The sequence below is a fragment of the Paenibacillus sp. R-74696 genome (assembly GCF_055814915.1).
In genome coordinates this window covers 15,665-38,454 of the sequence record NZ_JBPULM010000024.1, presented here as the reverse complement: position 1 = coordinate 38,454, position 22,790 = coordinate 15,665, and the positions used below count along the sequence as shown (strand labels likewise).

Genomic DNA, 22,790 nt, shown 5'->3' with positions numbered 1-22,790 from the left:
ATTCACCCCTTCGGAACATTTTTTTCTACTTTAAGTATAACAAACTTTTATGAATCAAGTGTGAACGCAAAAAAAGAAACCGATGAGAATATCTCATCGGTTTCCTTATACTAACCTGAAATTACTTCAGTTTAGTAACTACGATTGCTTTAGCAAGTGTGAAGCCATTGTAGTTAGCATCGCCATCTACTGCAACACCATACTTAGCACCAACTTCACCATAAGCAGCTTCGCCATAGTGAGCAGTTACGTCAGCAAAAATACCATCAGTTACAAGGGAATCAGTTGCTTGATCGTAAACGTAGATTGCAGTGCCGCTGTTTACATAGTAAGTTTTGCCAGCAACAGTAATTGTGGAATCAGTGTTGCTTACATTTGTAATCTTACCTGTTGCGTTAAGGAATGTAACTGTGTCATAAGCGTTGCTTGCTTTACCCAGTTCAGTACCCACAGCACCATTAGTTACGTCTTTAACAGCAACCAGAGTTCTGGAGGACTCTTTGTAAGTCGAATCATTAGCAGACAGACCATTTACAACAGCAGTGTAGATAGCCGCGCCTTCATCCTTAGTCAAAGCGATTGTTTCATTAGTACCCTTAACATTGATTGTTACAGAGTAGTCATCGCCAGACTTCGAAGCACCAACGAACAAGCCGTATTTAGCTTCTTTTGCACTGTCAGCAGTTTTCTCAGTGATGATAACATACTTAGCAAAAGTAGATGTTCCATCCGAGATTACAGTTACTTTGTTACCTACAACCAGGTTAGCTAGTGAGCTAGTTTTGATCTCACGATCGCCTGGCTTCGGAGTGTTGTCAGTATTTCTAGCATCGTATTTGTTTCCATCAAGAACGATCGTGTTAGCATTGATTTCGTAGGTAACAACAGAACCTTGGTTAGGAGTAGTTGTTTTAGTCAATTTCAATGCAGTATCCGATTTTTCTTTAACTGCCCATTCAGTTGTAAGTGGAGTCAACTTTTCAATTCCGTTAACACTGTTATCGGAATTTTTCAGTTTCCAAGTTACAAATACTGAAGTTGCGTTGTTATAAGCTACTTCTGCGGAAGAAGCATTAGTTACATCATCGCCGAGACGAAGCATATTAACAGCAGCATTCCATGTAGCAGCATTCAAAGAAACTTCGATGTTTTTGTTTTCTTTAATCGAGTAGTACTTGAATACATCTTTAGCATCGCCAAACGCGCCAGTTGGAGCCACGTCATTAGCAGCGTTTAGGATAATGCCATATTTAGCATCAGCACTTCCGCCAGTCAACAATTCAGCACCAGCAACTTTACCATCTTTGTTCAAGAACAGTTTGTAAGTTGCATCTTTAGTTACTTCTTTCGAATTAGTCAAGCCAGCTTCTTTTGTTGTTGTGTATGTTTTACCATCCACAGTGTAAACGAAAGTACCATCAGCTTGAGCAGCTACGTTTGTAACTTTACCTTCAACAACAGTACGAGTTGCAACCACTTTAACCGCTACTCTGTCTTTGTTATAAACAATGTCAAGAACATCGTTTTTAGCAAGATCAGATGCAGCTTTAGCTTCACCGTTCAAAGTGATAGAAGTGGAGTCATTCAGTGTCACAGAAAGGTTATCCTGTGTAAGGATACGAGCTTTTGCAGTCGAAGTTGCAGCGATGTACGATTCAAGCAATTTGTTTGCTCCGTTTGCATCAGTTACAACAACAGCACGTACTTTACCAACAAGAGACGAAGCTGCATCTTTATCATACAAGTATACAGAAACATCTGCATCTTTCTTCAAACGGGAATCATTTCCACCAACAGAATCACTGTTGTAGTAGTATACAGAATCACTTACAGTAGAATATTTAGATACTGCCGTTCCGTTTTTCACTTCAACTTGTGCAGTGCTGCTCAAAGCAGCATTCAGCTTACCAGTTACAACATCGTTAGCATTTTGATTGTCAGTGATAGAACGAATACGTCCATCAGAGTCAGTCAAAACAGTTACGTTGTGAGCAAGCAGATCAACCAGTTTGTTTCCACCAGTGATGATGAAGTTTGGAGCCAATACTTTGGACTGACTATTCAAAGAAATGCGACCGTTATCATCTAGTACAGCAGAAGTAATAATTTCTTCAGATGTTGTTCCCAAACGAGAGATCAACTTTTTATTAGGTACGAACGGTCTGAAAAGTTTAGAATCTGCATTCCATTCGACAAGATTAGCACCAAGTGCATTGCTAACTTGTTGAGCTACAACACCACGAGTAGCCGCAGTGCCAAGAGCCAAGTCAACTTTTTTGAATACGCCAACTTCTTCGGCTTTCAAAGTGACGTTATAAGGCCACGAACCAGGCAGGTTGGAATCTTGGTAACCAAGAGCACGAACCACGATTGCGGCAACTTCTTCGAACTTGATGTTAGCGTTCGGGCGGAAGTTTTTAGTACCTTTGTCACCAAGCAGCAAGCCTTTGCCAGTTGCTACGTTGATGTAACCAGTGTACCATTCGTTTGTTTTAACGTCTTTAAATGACGATTTAACGTTTTGCAGTGCAGTAGCAGCTTTCTCGCTACCTGTTGCGATAACGATAATTTTAGCAAGCTCAGCACGAGTGATGCTGTTGCCTGGTTTGAATGTACCGTCAGTATAACCATTGATAATTCCAAGAGCTACAAGCTCCTCAATTGCACTTTGTTCTTTCACGCCTGTTACGTCAGTAGGAGTTGCAGCGAATGCTGGAACTGCCAACGACATACCAAGGGAGAGAGATAGCACGGATGCCAATAAACTTTTCTTCATAACCTTTTTTTCTCCTCCTCTAAATTGCTTCGGTTGTTGAGAGTTTTCTTTAGAAAATGAATTGCTCGTTTCCCTCATGTGTGTGTCACCCCCTTCCCAGAGTTGAGCAGTATTTAGTATAAATAATGTCTGTCGCCATGTTTAACCCTATGTAATAACATGTCGCAGAAACTCGTAAACACGCAGAAAATTGCTAGACCCTTATACCACTATAACATTATACAATGGCATACCCTTATCGTAAAGAGAAAGTTGAGAATTCATTCCAACTAACTCTGATATTAGGCAAGTCTAAAGAGTGATTTTTTTGCCGATTGATGTAACACCACTTAATTAGACGCACAGGTCTCAGAAAAGTTGCGCTCACCTTAAAAATAATTTCAAAAAAGTTTTACCCTCGCTATGTAGCATTGAAACAACTGCATGCGAACCATATAAAGGCTTGCTTGGATAGTTCTAAAAGCACTTCTATGTCTTGGTTGCTTTTTTAGTATAGCTTGGCTAGCTGCCTTAAGTCGATGCAAAAGATTTTCCATGGATAATCTTACACTTAATTAAAATGAAGATGCCCGCACCGCAGTAGTAAAACACAACTACGAGCATCTCCATGTCATTACTAAATTAAATTCTATTGCTTATAGTAACTTATTTTTACGCATAACACGTTCAGCAATAATAGCCGCGTCTGCACGCTTCAGGTTAGAACTAGGATCAAAACGAACAGTCGGTTTTCCAGTTGTTGTTGAATTCGGCAAACCTTCAATAAATTTCGCTTTTACAACTGCTATTACCGAGCTCATTGCATACGTTCCAATACTTCCACCATCTGTGAATTGCTTTTGTAATGTAGCTCTATCCTTTGTCTGATCTTCTTTCTTCGTATTGATTAAGTTTGCAGCTCTAGCAATCATGACAGCTGCTTCTTCTCGAGTCAATGCCTCATTCGGTAAGAATTGTCTTGGTCCTTTGCCACGAATAATTCCTTTTCGAACCGCTGTTTCGATATAACGATAATCCCAAAGTTCGCTAATCCCCAATATCGGAACAACATCATCAAAGGTCATATCATTGGGATTATAATCCAAAGGTATCTGGAACATTTTAATCAATAGTTGCGCAAATTCACCACGCGTTATATTGTCGTACACTCCAAATTCATTTTGACTCTTCGTATTCATAACACCGCGAGCATACATAAGTTCCAAAGAATTTCGTCCATATGGATGCCCGATAATATCGTTGTAGCTATAGCGCATTTGCATAACAACGTAATAGCCAAACCCATTTATCGGAGCTGTAATTGTTTTGTTGCCGGTGTTTACAATCCCACCAATATTCGTCCATTTTGGAATGCCACCTTCACTGTAGAAACGCCACACACTCAAGTTGCTTGCTACTGTATTACGAATTTCCGAATCGTACTTAATTGTAATTTTACCTGCATTAGTTGTTTCCAACCAGCGATTGAGTGGCCTATCGTAAAATGTATTTCCTGTTGCATATGGCTGGTCCCCTTGAGTAAAGGTATAATCGGTTTGCTTGAAGCCATCCACGTAACCTGCATCCAACCAAAATAAATTCGATGCAAAACCGAAATGAGTATCTGGGCGAATTCTCGCAACACCCAAATCTGTATTAGAGCCCGCCTCTGGTATCGTAATCATTATTCCATCTTTCGCCTTTTTTGTAGTGGCATCGTACTTTCCTACTCCATTGTACACCTTTACTGTTCGTCCATCAGTTCTGTCTGCGATACCAAATAAGATTTGCTGCGAATCAAACATATCTATAGTTTTGACATCTTGCCCGGGAGTTTGATTAGCCGGTCGAAGGAAAGTATTTTTAGGAAAAGATACTTGCAATTCTCCTTTAAATATTGAAGTCTTCCCTGATTTTGGTATAGCCGTCTTGTATTGTGCTCCAATGGAATTATCGGCAGCATAATTAACAGAGAATTCTCCATTGATTTTTTCAGTTCCTCTAATCACAGTAAACTTGATTTTATTCACTCCTGCTTTAAGCCCTCTTTGCTCATAACGGAAAATACTGTCCGTTGCGCTTTTTATCATATCGATTTTACCAATTACAACACGATCAGCGCCTTCAGCTAGTATACTTACATTTAGAAAATTCTGATTAATAACCGCTTCTTCTGGCAACTTTGGAGACAGAATTTCGTAAGGGGGTATTTCTCGTGTAATCGTTATAGTTTGGCTGGCACTCTCAGTACCAACTTGTGATGTAATTGTAATGCTCTTGGACCCTGTGCTTGGAAGACTGATATTAAGTAAACGCAAATTATAAGCTGTTTCACCTGATGACCATGGCGATTCATAGTCGAGCTTATTCCTATCCGTCATTGTCAACTCATTATTTGCAATTACTGATTCATTAATGTAGCTTTTCCCATCTACATTAATAATCAAGTTAGAAAGGTTGGCAACACTAAATATCAAATCTACACTATCCAAAGTAGTAACATATGAATTTGCAGTAGTTCCAGGCTTATATTTATTTTCAGAATCGGTTTTATAACGTGTTCCTACTGCTACATATGGAACGGGTACAACATTAGAAACAAATGGTCGCTTATCAGAAAAACGATAAACGGACAAATTAGTTGCAACTTCCACCCCATTAGCCTTGCCTGATAGCAAAATTTCGTTGATTCCATATACCAGCCTTCCAGCAGGAATTAGGAAATTAAACTCTCCTGTTACCTTATCAATATCTGTTACCTTATTGAAACTCACATCAGTTCCATTTAATGTGAATTTCAAGGAATCAATGTCTGTAGCGCTTAATAAGTTAAAATTAACTAGCCTACCTTTTACTGAGGTAAGCGGAGCGTTATCATAATAAACGGCGCCGTTATAAGTATTTGTAACTTGAATGGAAGAAATCGGATTATAAGCGAAAGTTCTAGTTACCGTATCACTGCCAACACTGTTGGTTATTTTAAAGGTAAGCTCAATTTGCCCTTGTGGGATAGCATCAATTCGATAAACGCGCTCTTGGTTTGTAGCAACTGATGTGCGATCAGCAGCAACAAATAACGATGCCGATACAGGAGAACCATTTACCGTTGCACTAATGGTTGTGCTGCCACCAGCGAGGCTGAAGTTTGTAGTCTCGACAGCAAGGTATAGAGGCAACTGCCCAACAGCACTATTATCAATAAATTTTGTTTGCGACGTAGAAGTAACACTCGTTCCTGATTCAGTTACTCCATAAAGCTGTTTAATATCTGTAATAGTAGGGGAGGTGTCACTTCTCACTGTAAAATCAAGCGGGAAATTAGCTTCTACGCCATCATAACTCGAGCTTTTGATACGTAGCGTGTACTTACCATTAACAGAAGCCGTAAGAGCCGTCGTTGATTCAAAAGAAAATTGAGTGTAGCTTGAATTACTTGCATTTGTATCTAGTGTTACGTTTGTATTGAAACTGGTTGGTGTACCTGTCGTATCCAACAATTCCATTGTAATAATTGGATTTGCTGGTGCTGGTGTAGTCGTCGATGTTTTGAAAAGCAGCTTTCCTTTAATTGTGCTTCCATTTAGAGGCTTCACAATTGAATTACCATCCAGTTGGATACCAGGAGTGGGAGGACTTGCTATTACACTGAAAGGCGTTGGACGATTATTTTCGAACAAAACTACCTGACGGCGAAGCGTAAAGCTCTTGTCTTCATTGCGAGAAACAATTTCTAAGTTGTTAATACCAGCCTTCAAATCAAGTGAGGAGATAACAAACGTTCCAGATCCCCCATTAAACATTGCAGTGCCATTAATTAAGACATCTGTAGCATTCGAAGCTTTTACTAGAAAAGATGTATTTTTGTCCGTGACAATAACCGGCTTATCTTCCAACATTGATGTGCCGTTGGCAAGCTGTATACTTGTAATAACAGGTACGTTTCCATAGCTGACGAAGCTCGTCCCTTGAACAAGGCTGCCGTTTCCGCCACTTACCCCCATTACTGTGATACGATTAAGTCCCTCATATAGCTGTACTCCAGCAAATAAGAAGGTATTACCTACAATAGAGGGAGTAAGGGCTCCATTGGAAGAGGCTACTACTGTTCCACCAACCAAACGTTCTACTTTGAACGTAATAGAGCCTGGAGACACATCTACAAATGAACCTCGCAGATTAACCGTATTTGTATTTACAATAGTCGGGCTTTCCTCAAACGTACTAAAGTCGGTGAACTGAAAATACAATGACGCAGCTTTCGCCGGTTGTAGCGGAGCCAACGTTACAATCAAAGCAATCGATAAAAATAGGCTTAACATTTGTTTCCACTTTCTCATCACACTGGTTCCTCCTTATATGCATTGCTTTTGAACAAAAACCTTAATGGCTGGCATTTGTTCTTCATAAAAATAATTAATGAACATGCTGTATAGACAAACGTTGATATCACACAGAAGAGCTTTCGTCCTCTACTCTATAAACTTTCCTCCTTCTCCCTCTTGAGTGAATGTTTGTCAATGTCCGTTACAATTAGACGCAAAGACCCAAGAAAAGTTCCGTACTGTAGTTATCGGTTATTACGGCCTATATTTTTAGTCTATTTGGGAAAGTTACGCAAAAAAGCTCCACAGCCTTTGCAAAGGCTGTGGAGCTTCATCATAAAATCCTATAATAAAATAATAGCGGGAATCCTAAATTATTTCGAACGCGATTGCGCATCTACCTTTGTCCGAAGCAGCAGCCGATTAAAGAAGTTAATAACCGGGCGGCGCGTTTTGTCAACGATCCCAATAAGCTCGGCGCCAATTTGAAGACCAAACATCAGGAGGCAAATAACGGAGAACGTGACCCAATTGGCTGCGGTCGATTGTATGACGGTAGACTGCAAAATCGCAAAACCTCCGAATATCGCCGCCACGCCCCAAATAATCAGAACTGTACGACGATGGCTAAAGCCAAGCTCCTGCAAGCAATGATGCAAGTGCCCTTTATCCGGTGCGAAAATCGGGCGCTTGTTCACCCAGCGGCGAACGATTGCAAAAAAAGTATCCGAAAGCGGAACGCCGATAATCAGCAATGGAGTAACGAACGAAACAATGGTAACCTGCTTAAAACCAATCATGGACAACGTAGCCAGGCTGAATCCAAGGAACAGCGAGCCCGAATCGCCCATAAAGATTTTCGCAGGATGGAAGTTGAAAAATAAAAATCCGACAATGCCGCCAAGCAGCAGGCTGCTGAGCAGAATAATAGGGATATTGCCCATTACAATCGCCATGATCAAAATGGTAGAGATCGCAATACCGGAAACACCAGCCGCGAGCCCATCCAAACCATCGATTAAATTAATCGCATTGGTTACGCCGACAATCCAGATAATGGTAATCGGAACAGCGATCCAGCCAGCAATCGGCTGCATAGCCTCACCGAACGGAATGTTAACTAGATCGATTTTGATACCAAAACCAAATACGACAACGCTTGCCGCGACGAGCTGGCCCAGCAGCTTCACTTTGGCAGACAGCTCAAACCGGTCATCCAAAGCGCCAATCAAAATAATAATCGTGCCGCCTACAAGCAGCGCTTTAATCATATTCATATTTGCATCTGTCAGCATTCCATCAGGAATGAACGGGAACAGCAATAAAAACCCTGCAACAAATGCAGCATAAATTGCCAGACCACCCATGCGTGGCATAATGCGGGTATGAACCTTCCGATGATTCGGCTTATCAATCGCACCGACGAAAAAAGCGAATTTTTTAACAAGTGGTGTCATGACAAGCGCTAACGTCAGAGCAAGAATAAAACCGATCGAATACAATAAGCCTTCTGGCATGTAATGCAGCTCCCCTTTTGTGTCTACCGAAGTGAATTATACTCCGATCGAAAAAGAAACTCCAATCCCGTTTTCATTCAATTTCAACGGTTTTCACGAGTTTTCACGATAATGGCCCAGGTTTTGTTACGTTTTCTTTGTCGCGCATCACTTTCACAACGAATTTCGGCAAAACGAGCATTCTTGGCAGCCTTTTTGGCTCCTGAAGCAAGCGGTAAAACCACTCTAAACGCAGCTTTTGAAAAATCATCGGCGCACGCTTCAGCTTTCCTGCAATAATATCGAAGCTGCCTCCAATGCCCATTATATATGGGACGCCAAGTTGTTGCTTATATTTCGCAATCCAAGGCTCCTGCGTCTCTGCTCCTCTGGCAACGAGCAATATGTGCGGCGCAGCCTGGCGAATCTCCTCCACAACCTCCTGATCCTGATCTGGACCAAAAAATCCGTTGCGATATCCTACGATTCGCACCTGCGGATATTGAAGCTGCAGCTTTTCGGCTGCTGCTTCAATAACCTCTTGAGATGTTCCGAGCAGGTAAGCCGTCCATTTGCGCTGTTCGCCTTCACGCATTAAACGATGCATCAGGTCAAAGCCAGCAACTCGCTCGGCGACAGGCGTGCCCACATAATTAGCTGCCCATACTACGCCTGCGCCGTCAGGTACAATAAGCTCTGCCTTCGTCATCATTCGGTAGTAATCAGCACTCTCCAGAGCAGACATCACCATAATCGGATTAGCTGTAATGACATGCGTTTGACGCTTCTCCTCAATTGCTTTCACTAAATAGCTGACCGTCTCATCCATTGTCATTTTAGAGAAGGGTATGCCGTAAATAGATACGGTTGGAACATAGTTCGACAAACGAATATCACCTCGATATGGGATGGAGCAGCAGCTTCATAATTTGTTCAGCAGGCTGCTGCGCTTGTTGCTTCAACTTCGAAATAGCTTCCTGATGCGATCTGCGCCAGCTGTCGCCGTTCTCCAGCATCCGCTCTGCCTCATCGGCGAAAGCTTCTGCGTCAAGCAGCTCCGTTGAGCCAATCGGCTGCAAATGGATTCTTTTCAGAAATTGATCGATTTTGGGATCATAGGATAAACCAAGCATAGGCACCATCTGGTTTGCCGCATAAATTAATGCATGCAGCCGCATTCCGAATAATATATCGCAATGGCTCACTTCCAGCAGCATTTGCTGCGGGTCATCGCCCGGCGACGCCAGCTCAGCGACGCTTCCGCTGGCAAGCTGCCCTTGCAGTCGTTCCATGACCTGCTTCGATGTTTCCACATCATCTGGGGTATGGAACGGGAGAAACCGCAGCCGCACCTGGCGGCGGCGCGTCAGCGCGATTAGCGCATCGGCGGCGCGCGCAAGATCCGCGCCATCTTCGCGCCAGCGGCGCAGGGACACGCCGACGACCGGCATAGCTCCGCTGCCGGCCTGCGCGGTCCCCGCACCGCTAGGCGCAGCCGCCGCGGTAGCCCCGCCGCCTGGCGCCCCGGCCGCCGCTGCGCCTAGCGGCAGCGGCAAGCCCATAACCGGATCGGGTACAACCTCGATCCGGTCATGCGGCACGCCCATCCGCCCAAGCAAAGCGGCGGATTGGTCGTCCCGCACTGAAACATAAGCGCTCCGCCGCATAATATGGCGGATCATCGGGTCCATCCACCGGCGGTTCACCGGCCCGATGCCCTGCGAATAAATGAATGTCGGCTTGCCCAGCAATTGGGCAAGCTTCACGATTCCAGTGTAATACGGAATCGTCTTCGTACCTGTGGCATCCTGCAGCAGGCTTCCGCCGCCGCTGATCAGCCCGTCGCAGCTGCGCAGCGCGCCCCACACGTCCGCGGGGCGCATCCGATGTACGGCCTCTACGCCGTACATCGCCTTCGTCCAAGCCGGGTCGCCCGACAGCACGATCGGCTGCACCTCAAGCCCATGCGCCTTGCTCTGCTCGGCAAGCGCCAGCAAAATCGAACGCAGCACAGCCTCGTCGCCACTATTACTAAAGCCGTAGTAGCCAGAAATCGCTATTCGGCGAATATGCGTTTGAGGGCCGGCGACCATTTAGACCAGACTCCTTCCAGAAGCTGCCACACTCCGATGAGAATAAATCCGACCGCCGCACCGAGGCCAAGGCCAAGGAATACGCGGATGATGGAAATATGCAGCGGCGTATGGATATGCGCAAATGTGTCGACCATCGAAAGCTGGCCAATGGAGCCAATAATAACGAACAGCCAGGCGGCGCGGTAACGCAGCGCGGCGAACAACCCCACTAGCAGCAGTGGATGCGCCAGCAAAAACTCTTTATTTCGCGGACGGACGCCAAACGTGCCTTCCAGCCATTCGCGGAAAGGACGCTCAAAGGGCAGCGTCTGTCCCTCATTACCTGTACGTGATAAATAATACATACCCGCAGCTACAACAATTAAACCAACGACAACCATTAGCACGTTAATCGGCGTAGACAGCATTTTGCGAATGCGGGCGATTGGAGCATGTCCTGTGTAAAACACAACATAGATCGCAACAAGCCCAATCGGCGCGAGATGCAGCAGGCTTACTCCGCGGAATTGTTGAAGCACAAGCATATACGTAATATTGTTCAGCAAGCCGAACACATAAGGGACTGCAATAAGCGACATGAGCGCTACTACAATAAACCAACTGAAAGCAAGTCCCAGACGGCGGCGCGCCGGCAAGCCCTCAAATACCCACTTGCCGCCAGCATCACCGGAGCTGCTCAGCGGAATAACCACGCCCTTCCCTTTATCTTTGTTGCGGAAAGTCCAATCCGCTCCGCCAACAAAACGCTGGTTTCCTTCGGTTCTGGAGTAAATTCGGTTCATGACCCAAATAAGCGCAAGTGTTGGCGCACTAATACCGGCTCCAAGAGCAAGCGCCTGCTCCAGCACGGAGCTGCTCAGCACATACAAGCCGCCGCTTCCGACCATACCGAGCAGGAATACCGCAATAAGCGTGCCTGGCAGAAAAGCATTGATTAATAGTGCAATTAAGGCAATCGCGCCAATAACAACGATTCCTTTCAGCATTTTAACCCATGACGGATATTCCCGATCAAACGGCTCCGCTGTACCCGGAGCAAATCCGGCATCTGCCAAACGCTGAATCGTGCCTTTGTTTCCATCCTCCCCTTTAAGAGACAGGTAGAGGTTGTCCAGTGGATTAATAACAGTCGATTTCTCCTGGCTCGACGATGGGGCACCATTTAGGAAAAACATCCGAATGTTGCGGTCCTTCGCTGCAAGCAGGAAGCGATCAGCAATATCTTCCGGCTTCATTTTCATCGCATCCGTAGGAGACAATGAATAAAGACGTACAATATTATAGTCCGTCAGGTAGGCGAGTGTCGTCATGCCCGATTGCTCTTTTTTCAAATTCTCGATGGTCGTTACACCGATTTGATATTTGTTAAGCAGCTCGGCAAATGCGCGCAAGCTCTTATCCTCGGCATTATCGGTGTAGCCTTTTACCTTATCACCGTCGAACAAAATCCGTGTAACGCCGTAATTCTTCAACTGAGCAAGAGTCGCCTCTGCTTCTTCTTGTGAATACGGAAGCACCCGGTCAGTCAAACGAGGCAGAACACTGAAGCCTGCTGCTTTAATTCTTTCCAGTGACATCGGATCAAAGCCAAGCGGTTGAAGCAGCGAATTTTGCAGCGGCAGTTCCACCACAAGACCATCGCGTCCATCGAAAGACCAGTCCCGATAAACGACGCCAGCCCGGTCATATGCAGCGCGAACAATCGGTCCAACCTGCTCCTTCTCCTCGCTGCCAGTATACAAAATATAAGTGAAATTTTGCCCCGGCGTCTCCAGCTTGCCTTGAAGCAAGGCTGCATCCTTGGAGTTATAGTAGGTCAATCTGCCCGCCTGCATCAGCTCGCGAAGCGAGCTTTCATAGACGGCCATGGTCGATACGCCGGCTTCTTTCATAAAAATGAGATGCTGCGATATAAAATCCTGCGGCTTCGCTGAATATTCCGCAATTTCGATCAAATCGCGATAATCAAACACATACTCCACTTGCTTAGACGTTGACTCCGTATTCATTCGATTATAACCAATAGGAAGTGCCGCCATCACGCCAATCAGCGTAATGATCCAGAGCCACTGCTTAGCTCTGCGATTCCATTGCAGCCAGTTTTGAAGCACGAAAATCCTCCGTTCATCTATCCTTTTCATTCCGCTTCCTACCGCTCTATTGTCGAGCAGCTGTCCACGGTTGAAGCCAAATATTCCCTATCCGTCTACTCTTGCCATAACCGCCTGACGCAAAGCATTCAGCGCTTCTTCAGCTTGCGAAGTCGATTCACCGCGAACTGCAAAATAAACTTTAATCTTCGGCTCGGTACCCGATGGACGAAGGCAGAACCATGAGCCATCAGCCAGCATATATTTCAGCACATTTTCTGGGCGGAGACCATCCAGACCGAGCTTATAATCGAGCACCTGCTCTACCTTCACGCCGTTAATATCAACGGGCGGCTGATTGCGCCAGCTGTCCATAATGCCAGCAATTTTTTGCACGCCGTCAAGACCCTTCAGTGTCCGCGACTCCAAACCTTCCAAATAAACGCCATGCTTCTCATACAGCTCAAGCAATACATCATATAGTGTTTTACCTAAGCTTCTATAATATGCTGCTGCTTCACAAATCAGCATAGCCGCTACGATAGCATCCTTATCCCGTGCGTAAGTTCCAGTCAAATAACCGTAGCTTTCCTCATAGCCGAAAAGGAAGGAGCGCTCGCCTGTTTTTTCATAGCCTGTCATTTTCTCACCGATATATTTAAAGCCAGTAAGCGTGTTTTCAACAGCTACACCGTAAGAACGAGCAATATCCGCACCCATCTCGCTCGTCACAATGGTTTTAATAACAACGCCGTTATCCGGCAATTGTCCACGCTCCGTGAGCTGGCTGAGCACATAATTCACCATCAAAGCGCCCGATTGGTTGCCTGTCAGCACAACATATTCACCGTTATTATTTTTCACAACTGCACCCATACGGTCGGCATCTGGATCAGTTCCGATAATAATATCGGCATTGACCTGCTGCGCCAGCTTGATTGCTAGCGTAAACGCCTCGCGTTCTTCCGGGTTAGGAGATTTTACAGTGCTAAAGTAGCCATCCGGCTGCTCCTGCTCCGCGACAATATGTACATTGCTAAATCCGACTTTTGCAAGCACCTCGCGAACGGGCATATTGCCTGTTCCATGAAGCGGAGTGAATACTACGCTGAACTGCTCGCCAACACCACTGCGGATAAGCTCCACATTCAGGCTTTGCGCGACCACCGTATTAATGTAGGATTCGTCGGCATCCTCGCCCAGCCATACGAGCAAGCCTTGCGCCTCTGCTTCTTCCCGGCCCAGACGTTTCACCTGATCAAAGCCTGTCACTTGCTGAATCGAAGCGATAACCTGCTCCGCATCCTCAGGAATGAGCTGGCAGCCGTCAGCACCATACGCCTTATAGCCGTTATATTCAGGCGGATTATGGCTCGCCGTAATTACAATACCACTCGAAGCTTTAAGCGAGCGCACCGCATACGACAGCTGTGGCGTTGCGCGCAGCGATTGGAACAAATACGTTTTCACGCCGTTTGCCGCCAGTACAAGCGCTGAATCGAGCGCAAATTCTGGTGAATAGTTGCGGGAGTCATGAGCGATAACCATTGAAGGAGCATCGCCTGCAGCATTACCCAGCAACCAGTTCGCCAGCCCCTGCGTCGCTTTGCCTACGGTATAAGTATTAAGACGATTCGTACCAGCACCCATAACGCCGCGCAGGCCGCCTGTTCCGAATTCTAGATCGCGGTAGAAACGGTCTGTAATCTCCTTCTCATCGCCCGCGATGCCGCGAAGCTCCTCTTTTGTCGCCTCATCGATCAACGGATCGTTTAACCAAGCATTGTAACGCTGGATTGCCGCTTCATTTTGACTCATATAGCTATCTCTCCCTTATATATAAATGAAACTAGCGTAAACGGCTGTCGCCGCCCTATGGCGGCAAAGCTACCGTTTCGCGTGTGAAATATAAGCCGTTTGATAAAGATCAAACTTATAAATCCTTATATTTTAGAAAATTTAGGCTGGATCCGACAGGGCAAACATAAGCTCGCCTTCAGCAACAACTTGGTCTCCCACTTTCGCAGTAGCTTGTCCTTTGCCGATGCTGCCTTTCAATCTCGTAATGACGACCTCAAGTGTAAGCGTATCGCCAGGCTTCACCTGACCACGGAATCGAAAGCCATCAATGCCTGCAAAAAAGCCTAATTTGCCTTTGTTGACCTCCAGCATGAGCATTGCTACAGTGCCGACTTGAGCCAGCGCTTCAACGATAAGCACGCCAGGCATAACCGGATAACCTGGAAAATGTCCTACAAAATAAGGTTCGTTCATCGTTACATTTTTTAGGCCAACCGCTCTGACACCCGGCTCTACCTCCAAAATACGGTCAATGAGCAGAAATGGCGGGCGATGGGGGATAATTTCCTGAATTTGATTAATATCGAGCATGAATAAAGCTCCTTCCTTGTTATCGAGGGTATAAAAAATGCAATTTTTACTGACACTATAGATATCCTTCATGAAGCTGCAGTTTGTGAAGGTTGAGATAGAGGGCTTGGCTGTGCGGACCCGAAGCGTCTGCGGCCAAGCTTCTTTCATTTTACCGCGAATCCCTCTGGACTCCCTGGCGGCACGCAAGCGAAGAATAGCAAGCATTCTACCCCTTGGCGGGCGCGGCATTAAGGCTCCAAACCATTATACAACTACCGTATCAAAAATAAAACTGCCACGGCCCATGTATGGCTAAACTTGGGACTTGCAGATGCAATTGCGTGGCAAATGATTTTTTTTCAAACAAAATACGACATCTTTATTCATTTCCTCTATATGTAAGCCGTTATATAGAATAGAGAGTTTTTTTATTCTATAGACGAAGGGATAGGATGTAGTGAATTTAAGTGTAAACGGGAACAAGTCTCTCAGAGAAATCAGGAGATGGCTCGCCGCCGTTCTATCTGTCATGCTCATCGCTACCACATTCAGCGGCATCGCGAATGCTGCAGACGAAACTGTAACAAGCATTGAACTAAGCTATGATTCTTGGGATTACAATAGCAGCACTTCATCACTGGAAGTATTTATTGAGGATGATGCCGTTATCGTTTCCTTGCTGGCTGCCACTTCAAGCTCTTCTACCAAGAAGGACGTTAGTGCCTCCGCAACATGGAAGTCATCCAACACCTCCATCGTTAAAGTAGACAAAGGCGTTCTGACGGCTGTAGGAAAAGGAACAGCTACTGTCAGCGCTTCATACAGCGGCTATACCGAAAACATTAAAGTCACATCCGATTACGTTTATGACTCTGTGCAAATTTTGAAAAATGGCAGCAACGCAGCCGAAAGCTATGACGTTAATCTCGGTGCAGATCAATTGTTTACGCTGAGCGGGATTAAAACCGGCTCTGCCAATGAGCCTATTACAACCATTGCGACCTGGACGTCCTCCAGCACTTCCGTCGCGACTGTCGATGACGGCACAGTTACACTTGTAGGCGCAGGAACTACAACGATTACTGCAAAATATAAAGGAAAGACCGACACGGTAAAGCTTGTCGTCACTTCCCCTTATAAATCACTGGCTTTGTCGCCAAAGACCATACTTGAAATCGATATGGGCGACGATGACCAGACGATTCAAGCCATAGCTACAACAACAAGCGGCTCGACAGAAACCGTAACGGCAAAAGCAACTTGGACAACTAGCAGTGCTGCTGTTGCAACCGTCAAGGATGGTGTTGTAACTCCAGTTGCCACTGGCCAAACTAAAATTACCGCTACTTATTTAGGAGTAAGCTCGACTATTGATGTTGTCGTTCGTACACCTTACCAATCGATCAAGCTATCGCCAGCCAAGGAATATCAAATGATGCTAAACAGCCCTGGCTTGCAAATTACAGCTGAAGTTCAGGAGCTTTCCGGTGGAAGCGAAAACGTTACTACGCAGGCGGAGTGGACATCCTCCAATCTAATCGTCGCTACAGTGACGAATGGACTTGTTACGCCAAAAGCAACGGGAACAACCAAAATAACAGCAGCGATTAAAGGCATCAGCCGCAGCATTGACATTACGGTTTTCCCTAGCGTCTCCGAGCTGAAAATCGAGAAAGATTCCATCGATACCTTCTCGGAAAAAAGCGAGACGCTACCGAAGGTCAGCGGTACTACCTTCGGTGGAGATACAGCTGACGTATCCAAAATCGTAAAATGGACCGTTGCCGACGAAAAAATTGCTACTATTGAAGATGGCAAATGGACAGCTGTAGCTGTAGGCAAAACCGTTGTAACGGCTGAGCTCAATGGCCTAAAAAAGACATTTGAGCTGATTGTACACCTTACACCTGTGAAGCTCGTTCCAAGTACGAAAGAGCTTAGCGTAGTAATCGGCAAGGATTCGGCGCTGCCTACGATTACGGTTGTGAATCAGGATGGATCGGAAGAGAATGTTTCTTCCAAAGCTACATGGAAAGCATCATCAGACAATGCAATCGTCGTTAATGGCAAAGTGAAGGGGATTGAAGCCTCCAAAGTGACGTTAACGGCAACCTATTTAAATAAAACAACTACCGTCAAAGCTTACGTTGAAGAAGAAATCGAGAAGCTGGTAGCAGAACCATCCAGCCTTGAGCTTTTCCCAGGCAAAAGCAAGTCGGTAAAGGTAACTGGCTACTATGTGAGCGGCAAGAAAGTGGTTTTGAGCACCAAAATGAACTGGACGGTTTCTTCCAGCACTCTGGCAACTGTTAATGGCAGCACCGTTAAAGCGCTGGCCGTAGGCAGCGGCAAGCTGACCGGCTCTTATCAAGGCAAAACGCTGGAAGTTCCGATTACGGTATCGCCTAAGCTTAAATCTTTAACCCTGTCGGATAAGTCGCTTAAGCTTAGCCCAGGCGCTTCTTCTTCGGTGAAGCTGCAAGCAAACTACACGACCGGCAATCCAGTAGACGTAACAACGAGCGCAACTTGGGTAACTAGCAAAGCGAGCGTAGCTACTGTATCGAATGGCAAAATTATTGCTCTGAGCAAAGGTTCAGCTACTATTAAAGCTACCTTTGACGGAAAAACAGTATCCATGCGTGTAACTGTAAAATAAGCAAGGGTAAAATTTATAAATGCTTATATTACTAAAAAAGAACACCTTCCGCTTTGTTTTGTAAACAAACGGATCGGTGTTCTTTTTTCGTCTGCTGATTTCTCACTCACAGACGACCAAGGTGAAACGGCTGTCGCCGTCCTTTGGCGGCGCAGCGCGTTTCATGCCGCTTTTTTGCAAATATAGAGAAAGGATAGAAAAATCATATCCTTTCCTATATTTGCAAAAAAGCGGCATCCGCAATAAGCTGCGAATACCGCCTTCAACCATTCGTACGGTGCGAACTACGAATCCGAGAATACAAGATCATAGACATGCTGCCAAGTCGACCACTCAAACACATCATCTCCCGATTGCTTGCCCAGCACCGTATAACCGATATAGAGGCCCGCAATCAGCATAATGACCATGATGCAAGGCACAATGCTGCGGCGCAAAATCCATAATATGATTCTCAGTACCAGGGGCCGCTTCTTCTTCTCTGGAGTGGAGCCCTGCCCCTTCCTGCGCGAGCTGCTGCGGGTCTGTTCTGATTGTTCATCTTCCAGCCTATCATCCGCAAAATCAGCTCGTTCATTCGTCGTACTCATTACCACCATCACCCTATCTATCTGCGCAAGCCGTTCGCCAATCCCATCATCGAATCGCTTGATGTTAATGCCCTAGCTACCAGTTGGTAAGCACGTTGTACATTAATCAGCTCAGTCATCTCGCTGCTCATATCCACATTGGATTGCTCAAGAGAGCCTTGGCGCAGCGCGATCGCATTATCCGCGTCAGGAGTAACCTCTTGGATTACATCACCCACATTCAGCCCTTCAGCTACGGAAAACAAATTGTCATCCAGCTGAGTAAGAGCAGAAGGTCGGGTTGCTTGCATCAATTTAATTGTGCCTAAATTAATGGTTGTACCGTCAGCAGCAACACCTTGCGCACTGCCATCAGCACCAATAACCAGCTTATAGCCATCTGGAACAGTTACCGGTTGCTCAACTACTACATTGCCTGGCTGGGTCACCACTGTCGAAACAATAGGATAGCCTTCAGCCGTTGCCAAAATGTTATCACCGTTTGCATTAACCGTCAACTGAAACGCACCGTTGCGCGTATAAGCACGGTCGCCATTAGCGTTCACAATGACCTCGAACAACGCATTTCCTTCAATAGCAAAGTCCGTGTCCTTGCCTGTTGTTGCAATCGTTCCTTGCTCTAGATTCGGCTTAATCATCGTCAACTGGGAGCCCCAGCCTTGGTTGAAATCAAGCGGCGTCATACGTCCCGGCTGTTTAAAATCATTTGGCTGCTTGCTGACATTCGTCAACAAATCCTCAAACGTTGCTTCCTTCCGCTTATAGCCTACTGTATTCACGTTGGCGATATTATCAGCGATCATATCAAGCTTCTGCTGGAGTCCACCCATCGAGACTACCGCATTAATCATTGAGCCGTTCATCGTCTGCCTCCTTCACGTTCCGTTGCTGACTTCGTCTTAAACGCGGCCTACTTCCGTTACAGCCTTCTCCAGACTTTGATCGTAAAATTGTACAACCTTCTGGTTGGCTTCATAAGCGCGAAGCGCCGCCATTAAATCAACGGAGGATTGTGCCGCATCTACGTTGGAACGCTCCACATACCCTTGCTGCACCTCTACCTGATCCGTTTCCTGAAGCGCAACAGCTTGCGCTGCATCTCCATTAAAACGGAACTGGCCGTCTCCAGCGCGTACGAGTTGGTTCGGCTCATTAATTCGCGTCACCAGCAGCGGCTGTACGCCACTATCCACACCGGTTTGTGAATTAACAAAACGCAAATCCTTCGTCAGCGACAGCTGCTCAAGCCCTATGCCTGCTGCGAATTGAATAGGATTCCCATCAGCTCCAAGCACATTGGCGCCGTCTCCGTTAACAAGAAAACCGTCCGCCGTCAGCGTAAAGGAGCCGCCCCGCGTATAACGAAGATCCCCTTGCGCATCCTGCAGTGTAAAGAACGCTTGCGGCTGGAACGTCACCGTACCGTCATCCGCTACATATTTGCCGGACTCGTCAAACGCCGCACCCTCCACCCCAATGTTGGACACGAGTGCGAAGTCAGTAGGCTTGTCCGTCTGGGACAAGTCCCCTTGAACATGCAGCGATAAGCTCTCCTCTGCAAATACCCCCATGCCGAGACGGCCGATGGACTTGCTTGACTCGCCCTGTACCCCTGTCATGGAAAGCAGTGTATCTGGGAACGAACGCGTGACCGCATTCGTCTGCTTATAGCCCGGTGTATTTATATTTGAAATATTATTCGTTACGGTATCATGTCTGCGCTGCTGAGCCGTCAAGCCTGCAGCTGCTGTGTAAAGCCCTCTAAGCATTGCAATTGCCTCCTCGAAGATCGTATAAGGCTGTTCCCTCTCGCTGTATATGCCATTATTTATATATCGGTTAAAGGCATGACTTCAGTTATAGCTTCCTATGCGACCTTTGACTCAATTTAACGCCTCGGCGCGTCCCCTTTTAAACGCCCTACCTGCGCAAACGGCTATGCAAGCGCTGCTCCTGCCTTGTCTTCCTAAAAACGAGGCTTCTTGCCAAGCTTGTCCAAGTTATCAAGCAGAATGCCGGTACCTTTAACAACGCAATGCATCGGATCTTCCGCAATCAGCACCGGAACCTTGAGTTCTTCCGCAAGCAGCGTATCCAGGCCATTCAGTAATGCACCGCCACCGGTCAAAATAACGCCCCGGTCAATAATATCTGCCGACAGCTCAGGCGGCGTTTTCTCCAGTACGGACTTCGCCGTAGCCACGATCGACATGACCGAATCCCAAAGCGCTTCTTGAATCTCTTGCGAATGAATCGTCATGGTCAACGGAAGGCCCGTTACCATATCGCGTCCACGGATATCCATTTCCGCACGCTGTCCATCCTCGTAAACTTTACCGATTTTAATCTTGATATCCTCGCTTGTCCGCTCGCCGATCAGCAGCTTGTACTTATCTTTAATATACTTCATGATCGCAGCATCGAACTTGTCTCCTGCGATTTTAATGGAAGAAGCGGTCACGACGTCGCCCATGGACAGGACAGCTACGTCCGTCGTGCCTCCGCCAATATCCACAACCATGTTGCCGCTAGGCTGGAAGATGTCCATTCCAGCCCCGATAGCGGCAGCTTTAGCTTCCTCTTCCAAAAATACTTCCTTGGCTCCGCTGCGTTCCGCCGCTTCACGAATCGCCTTCTGCTCAACGGATGTAATATTTGTTGGCGCGCAAATCAAGATGCGCGGACGGCTCAGCCACTTGCGCCCTTCCACCCGATCAATAAATGCTTTCAGCATAATTTCCGTTATTTCGAAGTCAGCAATAACCCCATCCCTTAACGGGCGGATTGCAATAATATTGCCTGGCGTACGGCCGACCATCCGGTGAGCTTCCTCACCAACGGCAAGCACCTTCTTCGTGTCGCTTTCAATCGCGACGACAGACGGCTCATCGAGCACAACGCCTCTCCCTTTTACATGAATAGATACGTTAGCCGTTCCCAAATCAATTCCAATGTCCTTGCTCAGCATAAGGCGTAAGTCCTCCAACGAATAGTGTAAACGCTACGGTCAATTAGTTCCCACGACGTGGAAACCCCTAACGTACATTATTCGCCAAAAAACTATAAAATCCTCTACCCGTTTGTAATAATTTGCGAATAAATTATGTTTTCCCGGCTGCCAGTACTTCCCTCTTCTTCGTGCTCGTTTTCTTATATTTGATTTTCGTTGCTTCACCACCGCGCAGATGGCGGATTGACTTGTGATACTCCAAAATGTGCTTTACCTGATCCGCCAGGTCGGGGTTAATTTCCGGCAGCCGTTCGGTTAGATCCTTATGGACCGTACTCTTGGATACGCCGAATTCCTTGGCGATCGTTCGTACCGTATGCTTCGTCTCCACGATGCAACGGCCTATTTTAATGGTTCGCTCTTTGATGTAATCGTGCACGTTCCCGCCTCCCTACTCGAGATAGTTTGGTACAGTATATGAGGGGCGCGGGTATATATTCTTTGTGGTCAAGCCTGACAAGCCAGTTTGTCATAAAATTTTCATAAAAATACAAAACAGGCAGGGGATATTCCCCTGCCTGCAAGGTCTAGAGACCTATTTTGCCCGCGCTTATTGCTCGCCGACTACGGTGCTTGGATTGACGGCTTTTCCGTTTTCACGCACTTCAAAGTGCAGATGGACGCCCAAATCCTTTTCCAGCTCGTTGCGAGCTGCTTTGGCAATAATGGTTCCCTGCTTCACTTCATCGCCTACTGCCACGTTCACGTCGCTAAGGCTTTGGTAAGTGGTCACAAGACCGTCGCCATGGTTGATTTCGATAATGCTGCCATTCGTCGGATGATTGAGCACTAGGCTAACTTTGCCCGACATAGCGGCTACGACATCAAATGGCTGGTCATTCGGGTCTACAAGATCGATACCCATGTGCGGCGAGAATGTATTCCCCGTCTGCACCATAGCTGCCTGGCGCTCATCACTGCTTGCGCTAGCATCATAGAAAGGTGTCTCGATTTGCAGCGAATCCTTGTTCACAACCGGCCATTGCAATTGCTCGCCTTCGCGAATGACTTCATCCACTGCGCTCTCCGGCTGTGCTACCGTACCCTCGCCTACTGTGGCTTCCGTTTGGCCCGGATGTTCTGTAGCTGTCGTCTGCTTGCTGTCATCCGCTCCCTGGTAGACCCACATTAAGGTTACGATAATTGCTGCCGCGGCCATAAATATTGCTGGCGAAACCCATTTGCGTGCCAGCAGCCTTTTAAATCCATTGCCTGAACCCGCGGCAGATGATGCTCCCAGTCCATTTTTGGGAGTTTCCTCTGATCCTTGATTTGGTTTGTTTTGATTGTTCATTTCTATCACCTCACTAGCCATTGTTGCCAGATTCGCTAGGTTTATACGTGAGGGTATATGAAATGCCGGGTAAAAATATAGAGACTTTAAGATTTCGAAAAAGCC

Annotated in this window: 15 protein-coding genes; 1 reads left to right on the top strand and 14 read right to left on the bottom strand. The window is 46.3% G+C overall.

What is annotated here, in order from left to right; all coding sequences use genetic code 11:
* Window positions 1–121: 121 nt before the first annotated feature.
* From ACSR9A_RS07135 to fabZ, 8 genes are all read right to left on the bottom strand, one after another.
* Complete coding sequence (locus ACSR9A_RS07135) at window positions 122–2,854, bottom strand: S-layer homology domain-containing protein (protein ID WP_473756395.1); 2,733 nt, start codon at window positions 2,852–2,854, stop codon at window positions 122–124.
* 557 nt (window positions 2,855–3,411) lie between these two features.
* Entirely contained in the window at window positions 3,412–7,092 is a 3,681-nt protein-coding gene (locus ACSR9A_RS07130; RefSeq protein ID WP_473756394.1) for an S-layer homology domain-containing protein, read from the bottom strand.
* A gap of 359 nt (window positions 7,093–7,451) precedes the next feature.
* Entirely contained in the window at window positions 7,452–8,594 is a 1,143-nt protein-coding gene (locus tag ACSR9A_RS07125) for a glycosyltransferase family 4 protein (RefSeq protein ID WP_473756393.1), read from the bottom strand.
* A gap of 103 nt (window positions 8,595–8,697) precedes the next feature.
* Window positions 8,698–9,459, bottom strand: a complete 762-nt coding sequence (locus tag ACSR9A_RS07120; RefSeq protein WP_488199544.1) for a WecB/TagA/CpsF family glycosyltransferase — start codon at window positions 9,457–9,459, stop codon at window positions 8,698–8,700.
* Between the two features lie 7 nt (window positions 9,460–9,466).
* Window positions 9,467–10,666: a polysaccharide pyruvyl transferase CsaB gene (csaB, locus tag ACSR9A_RS07115; RefSeq protein ID WP_473756392.1), complete on the bottom strand. Its 1,200-nt coding sequence runs from the start codon at window positions 10,664–10,666 to the stop codon at window positions 9,467–9,469.
* Complete coding sequence (locus ACSR9A_RS07110) at window positions 10,630–12,780, bottom strand: DUF5693 family protein (protein ID WP_473756391.1); 2,151 nt, start codon at window positions 12,778–12,780, stop codon at window positions 10,630–10,632. Before ACSR9A_RS07110 ends, csaB begins: the two co-directional genes overlap by 37 nt.
* A gap of 87 nt (window positions 12,781–12,867) precedes the next feature.
* Window positions 12,868–14,577, bottom strand: a complete 1,710-nt coding sequence (locus ACSR9A_RS07105) for a phospho-sugar mutase (protein WP_473756390.1) — start codon at window positions 14,575–14,577, stop codon at window positions 12,868–12,870.
* A 141-nt stretch (window positions 14,578–14,718) separates the two neighbouring features.
* Window positions 14,719–15,150 (bottom strand): 3-hydroxyacyl-ACP dehydratase FabZ, encoded by a 432-nt coding sequence (fabZ, locus tag ACSR9A_RS07100; RefSeq protein WP_430160351.1) that lies wholly within the window; start codon window positions 15,148–15,150, stop codon window positions 14,719–14,721.
* Between the two features lie 439 nt (window positions 15,151–15,589).
* Here fabZ and ACSR9A_RS07095 point away from each other — a divergent pair, with 439 nt between their 5' ends.
* Complete coding sequence (locus tag ACSR9A_RS07095) at window positions 15,590–17,791, top strand: Ig-like domain-containing protein (protein WP_473756389.1); 2,202 nt, start codon at window positions 15,590–15,592, stop codon at window positions 17,789–17,791.
* A 284-nt stretch (window positions 17,792–18,075) separates the two neighbouring features.
* Here the strand turns inward: ACSR9A_RS07095 and ACSR9A_RS07090 are convergent, their stop codons facing one another.
* The 6 genes from ACSR9A_RS07090 to ACSR9A_RS07065 all read right to left on the bottom strand — a co-directional run bounded on the left by ACSR9A_RS07090 (window position 18,076) and on the right by ACSR9A_RS07065 (window position 22,685).
* Window positions 18,076–18,381 (bottom strand): DNA-directed RNA polymerase subunit beta, encoded by a 306-nt coding sequence (locus tag ACSR9A_RS07090; RefSeq protein WP_473756387.1) that lies wholly within the window; start codon window positions 18,379–18,381, stop codon window positions 18,076–18,078.
* Window positions 18,382–18,398: 17 nt separating this feature from the next.
* Complete coding sequence (locus ACSR9A_RS07085) at window positions 18,399–19,244, bottom strand: flagellar hook-basal body protein (protein WP_473756385.1); 846 nt, start codon at window positions 19,242–19,244, stop codon at window positions 18,399–18,401.
* A 36-nt stretch (window positions 19,245–19,280) separates the two neighbouring features.
* Window positions 19,281–20,150, bottom strand: a complete 870-nt coding sequence (locus ACSR9A_RS07080) for a flagellar hook-basal body protein (RefSeq protein WP_473756383.1) — start codon at window positions 20,148–20,150, stop codon at window positions 19,281–19,283.
* 197 nt (window positions 20,151–20,347) lie between these two features.
* Window positions 20,348–21,349, bottom strand: a complete 1,002-nt coding sequence (gene mreB, locus ACSR9A_RS07075) for a rod shape-determining protein (protein WP_473756382.1) — start codon at window positions 21,347–21,349, stop codon at window positions 20,348–20,350.
* 133 nt (window positions 21,350–21,482) lie between these two features.
* Entirely contained in the window at window positions 21,483–21,770 is a 288-nt protein-coding gene (gene spoIIID / locus ACSR9A_RS07070; protein ID WP_046231346.1) for a sporulation transcriptional regulator SpoIIID, read from the bottom strand.
* A 171-nt stretch (window positions 21,771–21,941) separates the two neighbouring features.
* Window positions 21,942–22,685, bottom strand: coding sequence for a peptidoglycan DD-metalloendopeptidase family protein (locus ACSR9A_RS07065; protein WP_473756380.1), 744 nt, complete (start codon window positions 22,683–22,685; stop codon window positions 21,942–21,944).
* Window positions 22,686–22,790: the final 105 nt, after the last annotated feature.

Excerpts from the sequence above, each read along its gene's own strand:
- ACSR9A_RS07135 (WP_473756395.1), bottom strand. The coding sequence starts at position 2,854 with ATGAGGGAAACGAGCAATTCATTTTCTAAAGAAAACTCTCAACAACCG.
- ACSR9A_RS07130 (WP_473756394.1), bottom strand. The coding sequence starts at position 7,092 with ATGAGAAAGTGGAAACAAATGTTAAGCCTATTTTTATCGATTGCTTTG.
- ACSR9A_RS07125 (WP_473756393.1), bottom strand. The coding sequence starts at position 8,594 with ATGCCAGAAGGCTTATTGTATTCGATCGGTTTTATTCTTGCTCTGACG.
- csaB (WP_473756392.1), bottom strand. The coding sequence starts at position 10,666 with ATGGTCGCCGGCCCTCAAACGCATATTCGCCGAATAGCGATTTCTGGC.
- ACSR9A_RS07105 (WP_473756390.1), bottom strand. The coding sequence starts at position 14,577 with ATGAGTCAAAATGAAGCGGCAATCCAGCGTTACAATGCTTGGTTAAAC.
- fabZ (WP_430160351.1), bottom strand. The coding sequence starts at position 15,150 with ATGCTCGATATTAATCAAATTCAGGAAATTATCCCCCATCGCCCGCCA.
- ACSR9A_RS07090 (WP_473756387.1), bottom strand. The coding sequence starts at position 18,381 with ATGAGTACGACGAATGAACGAGCTGATTTTGCGGATGATAGGCTGGAA.
- ACSR9A_RS07085 (WP_473756385.1), bottom strand. The coding sequence starts at position 19,244 with ATGAACGGCTCAATGATTAATGCGGTAGTCTCGATGGGTGGACTCCAG.
- ACSR9A_RS07080 (WP_473756383.1), bottom strand. The coding sequence starts at position 20,150 with ATGCTTAGAGGGCTTTACACAGCAGCTGCAGGCTTGACGGCTCAGCAG.
- mreB (WP_473756382.1), bottom strand. The coding sequence starts at position 21,349 with ATGCTGAGCAAGGACATTGGAATTGATTTGGGAACGGCTAACGTATCT.
- ACSR9A_RS07065 (WP_473756380.1), bottom strand. The coding sequence starts at position 22,685 with ATGAACAATCAAAACAAACCAAATCAAGGATCAGAGGAAACTCCCAAA.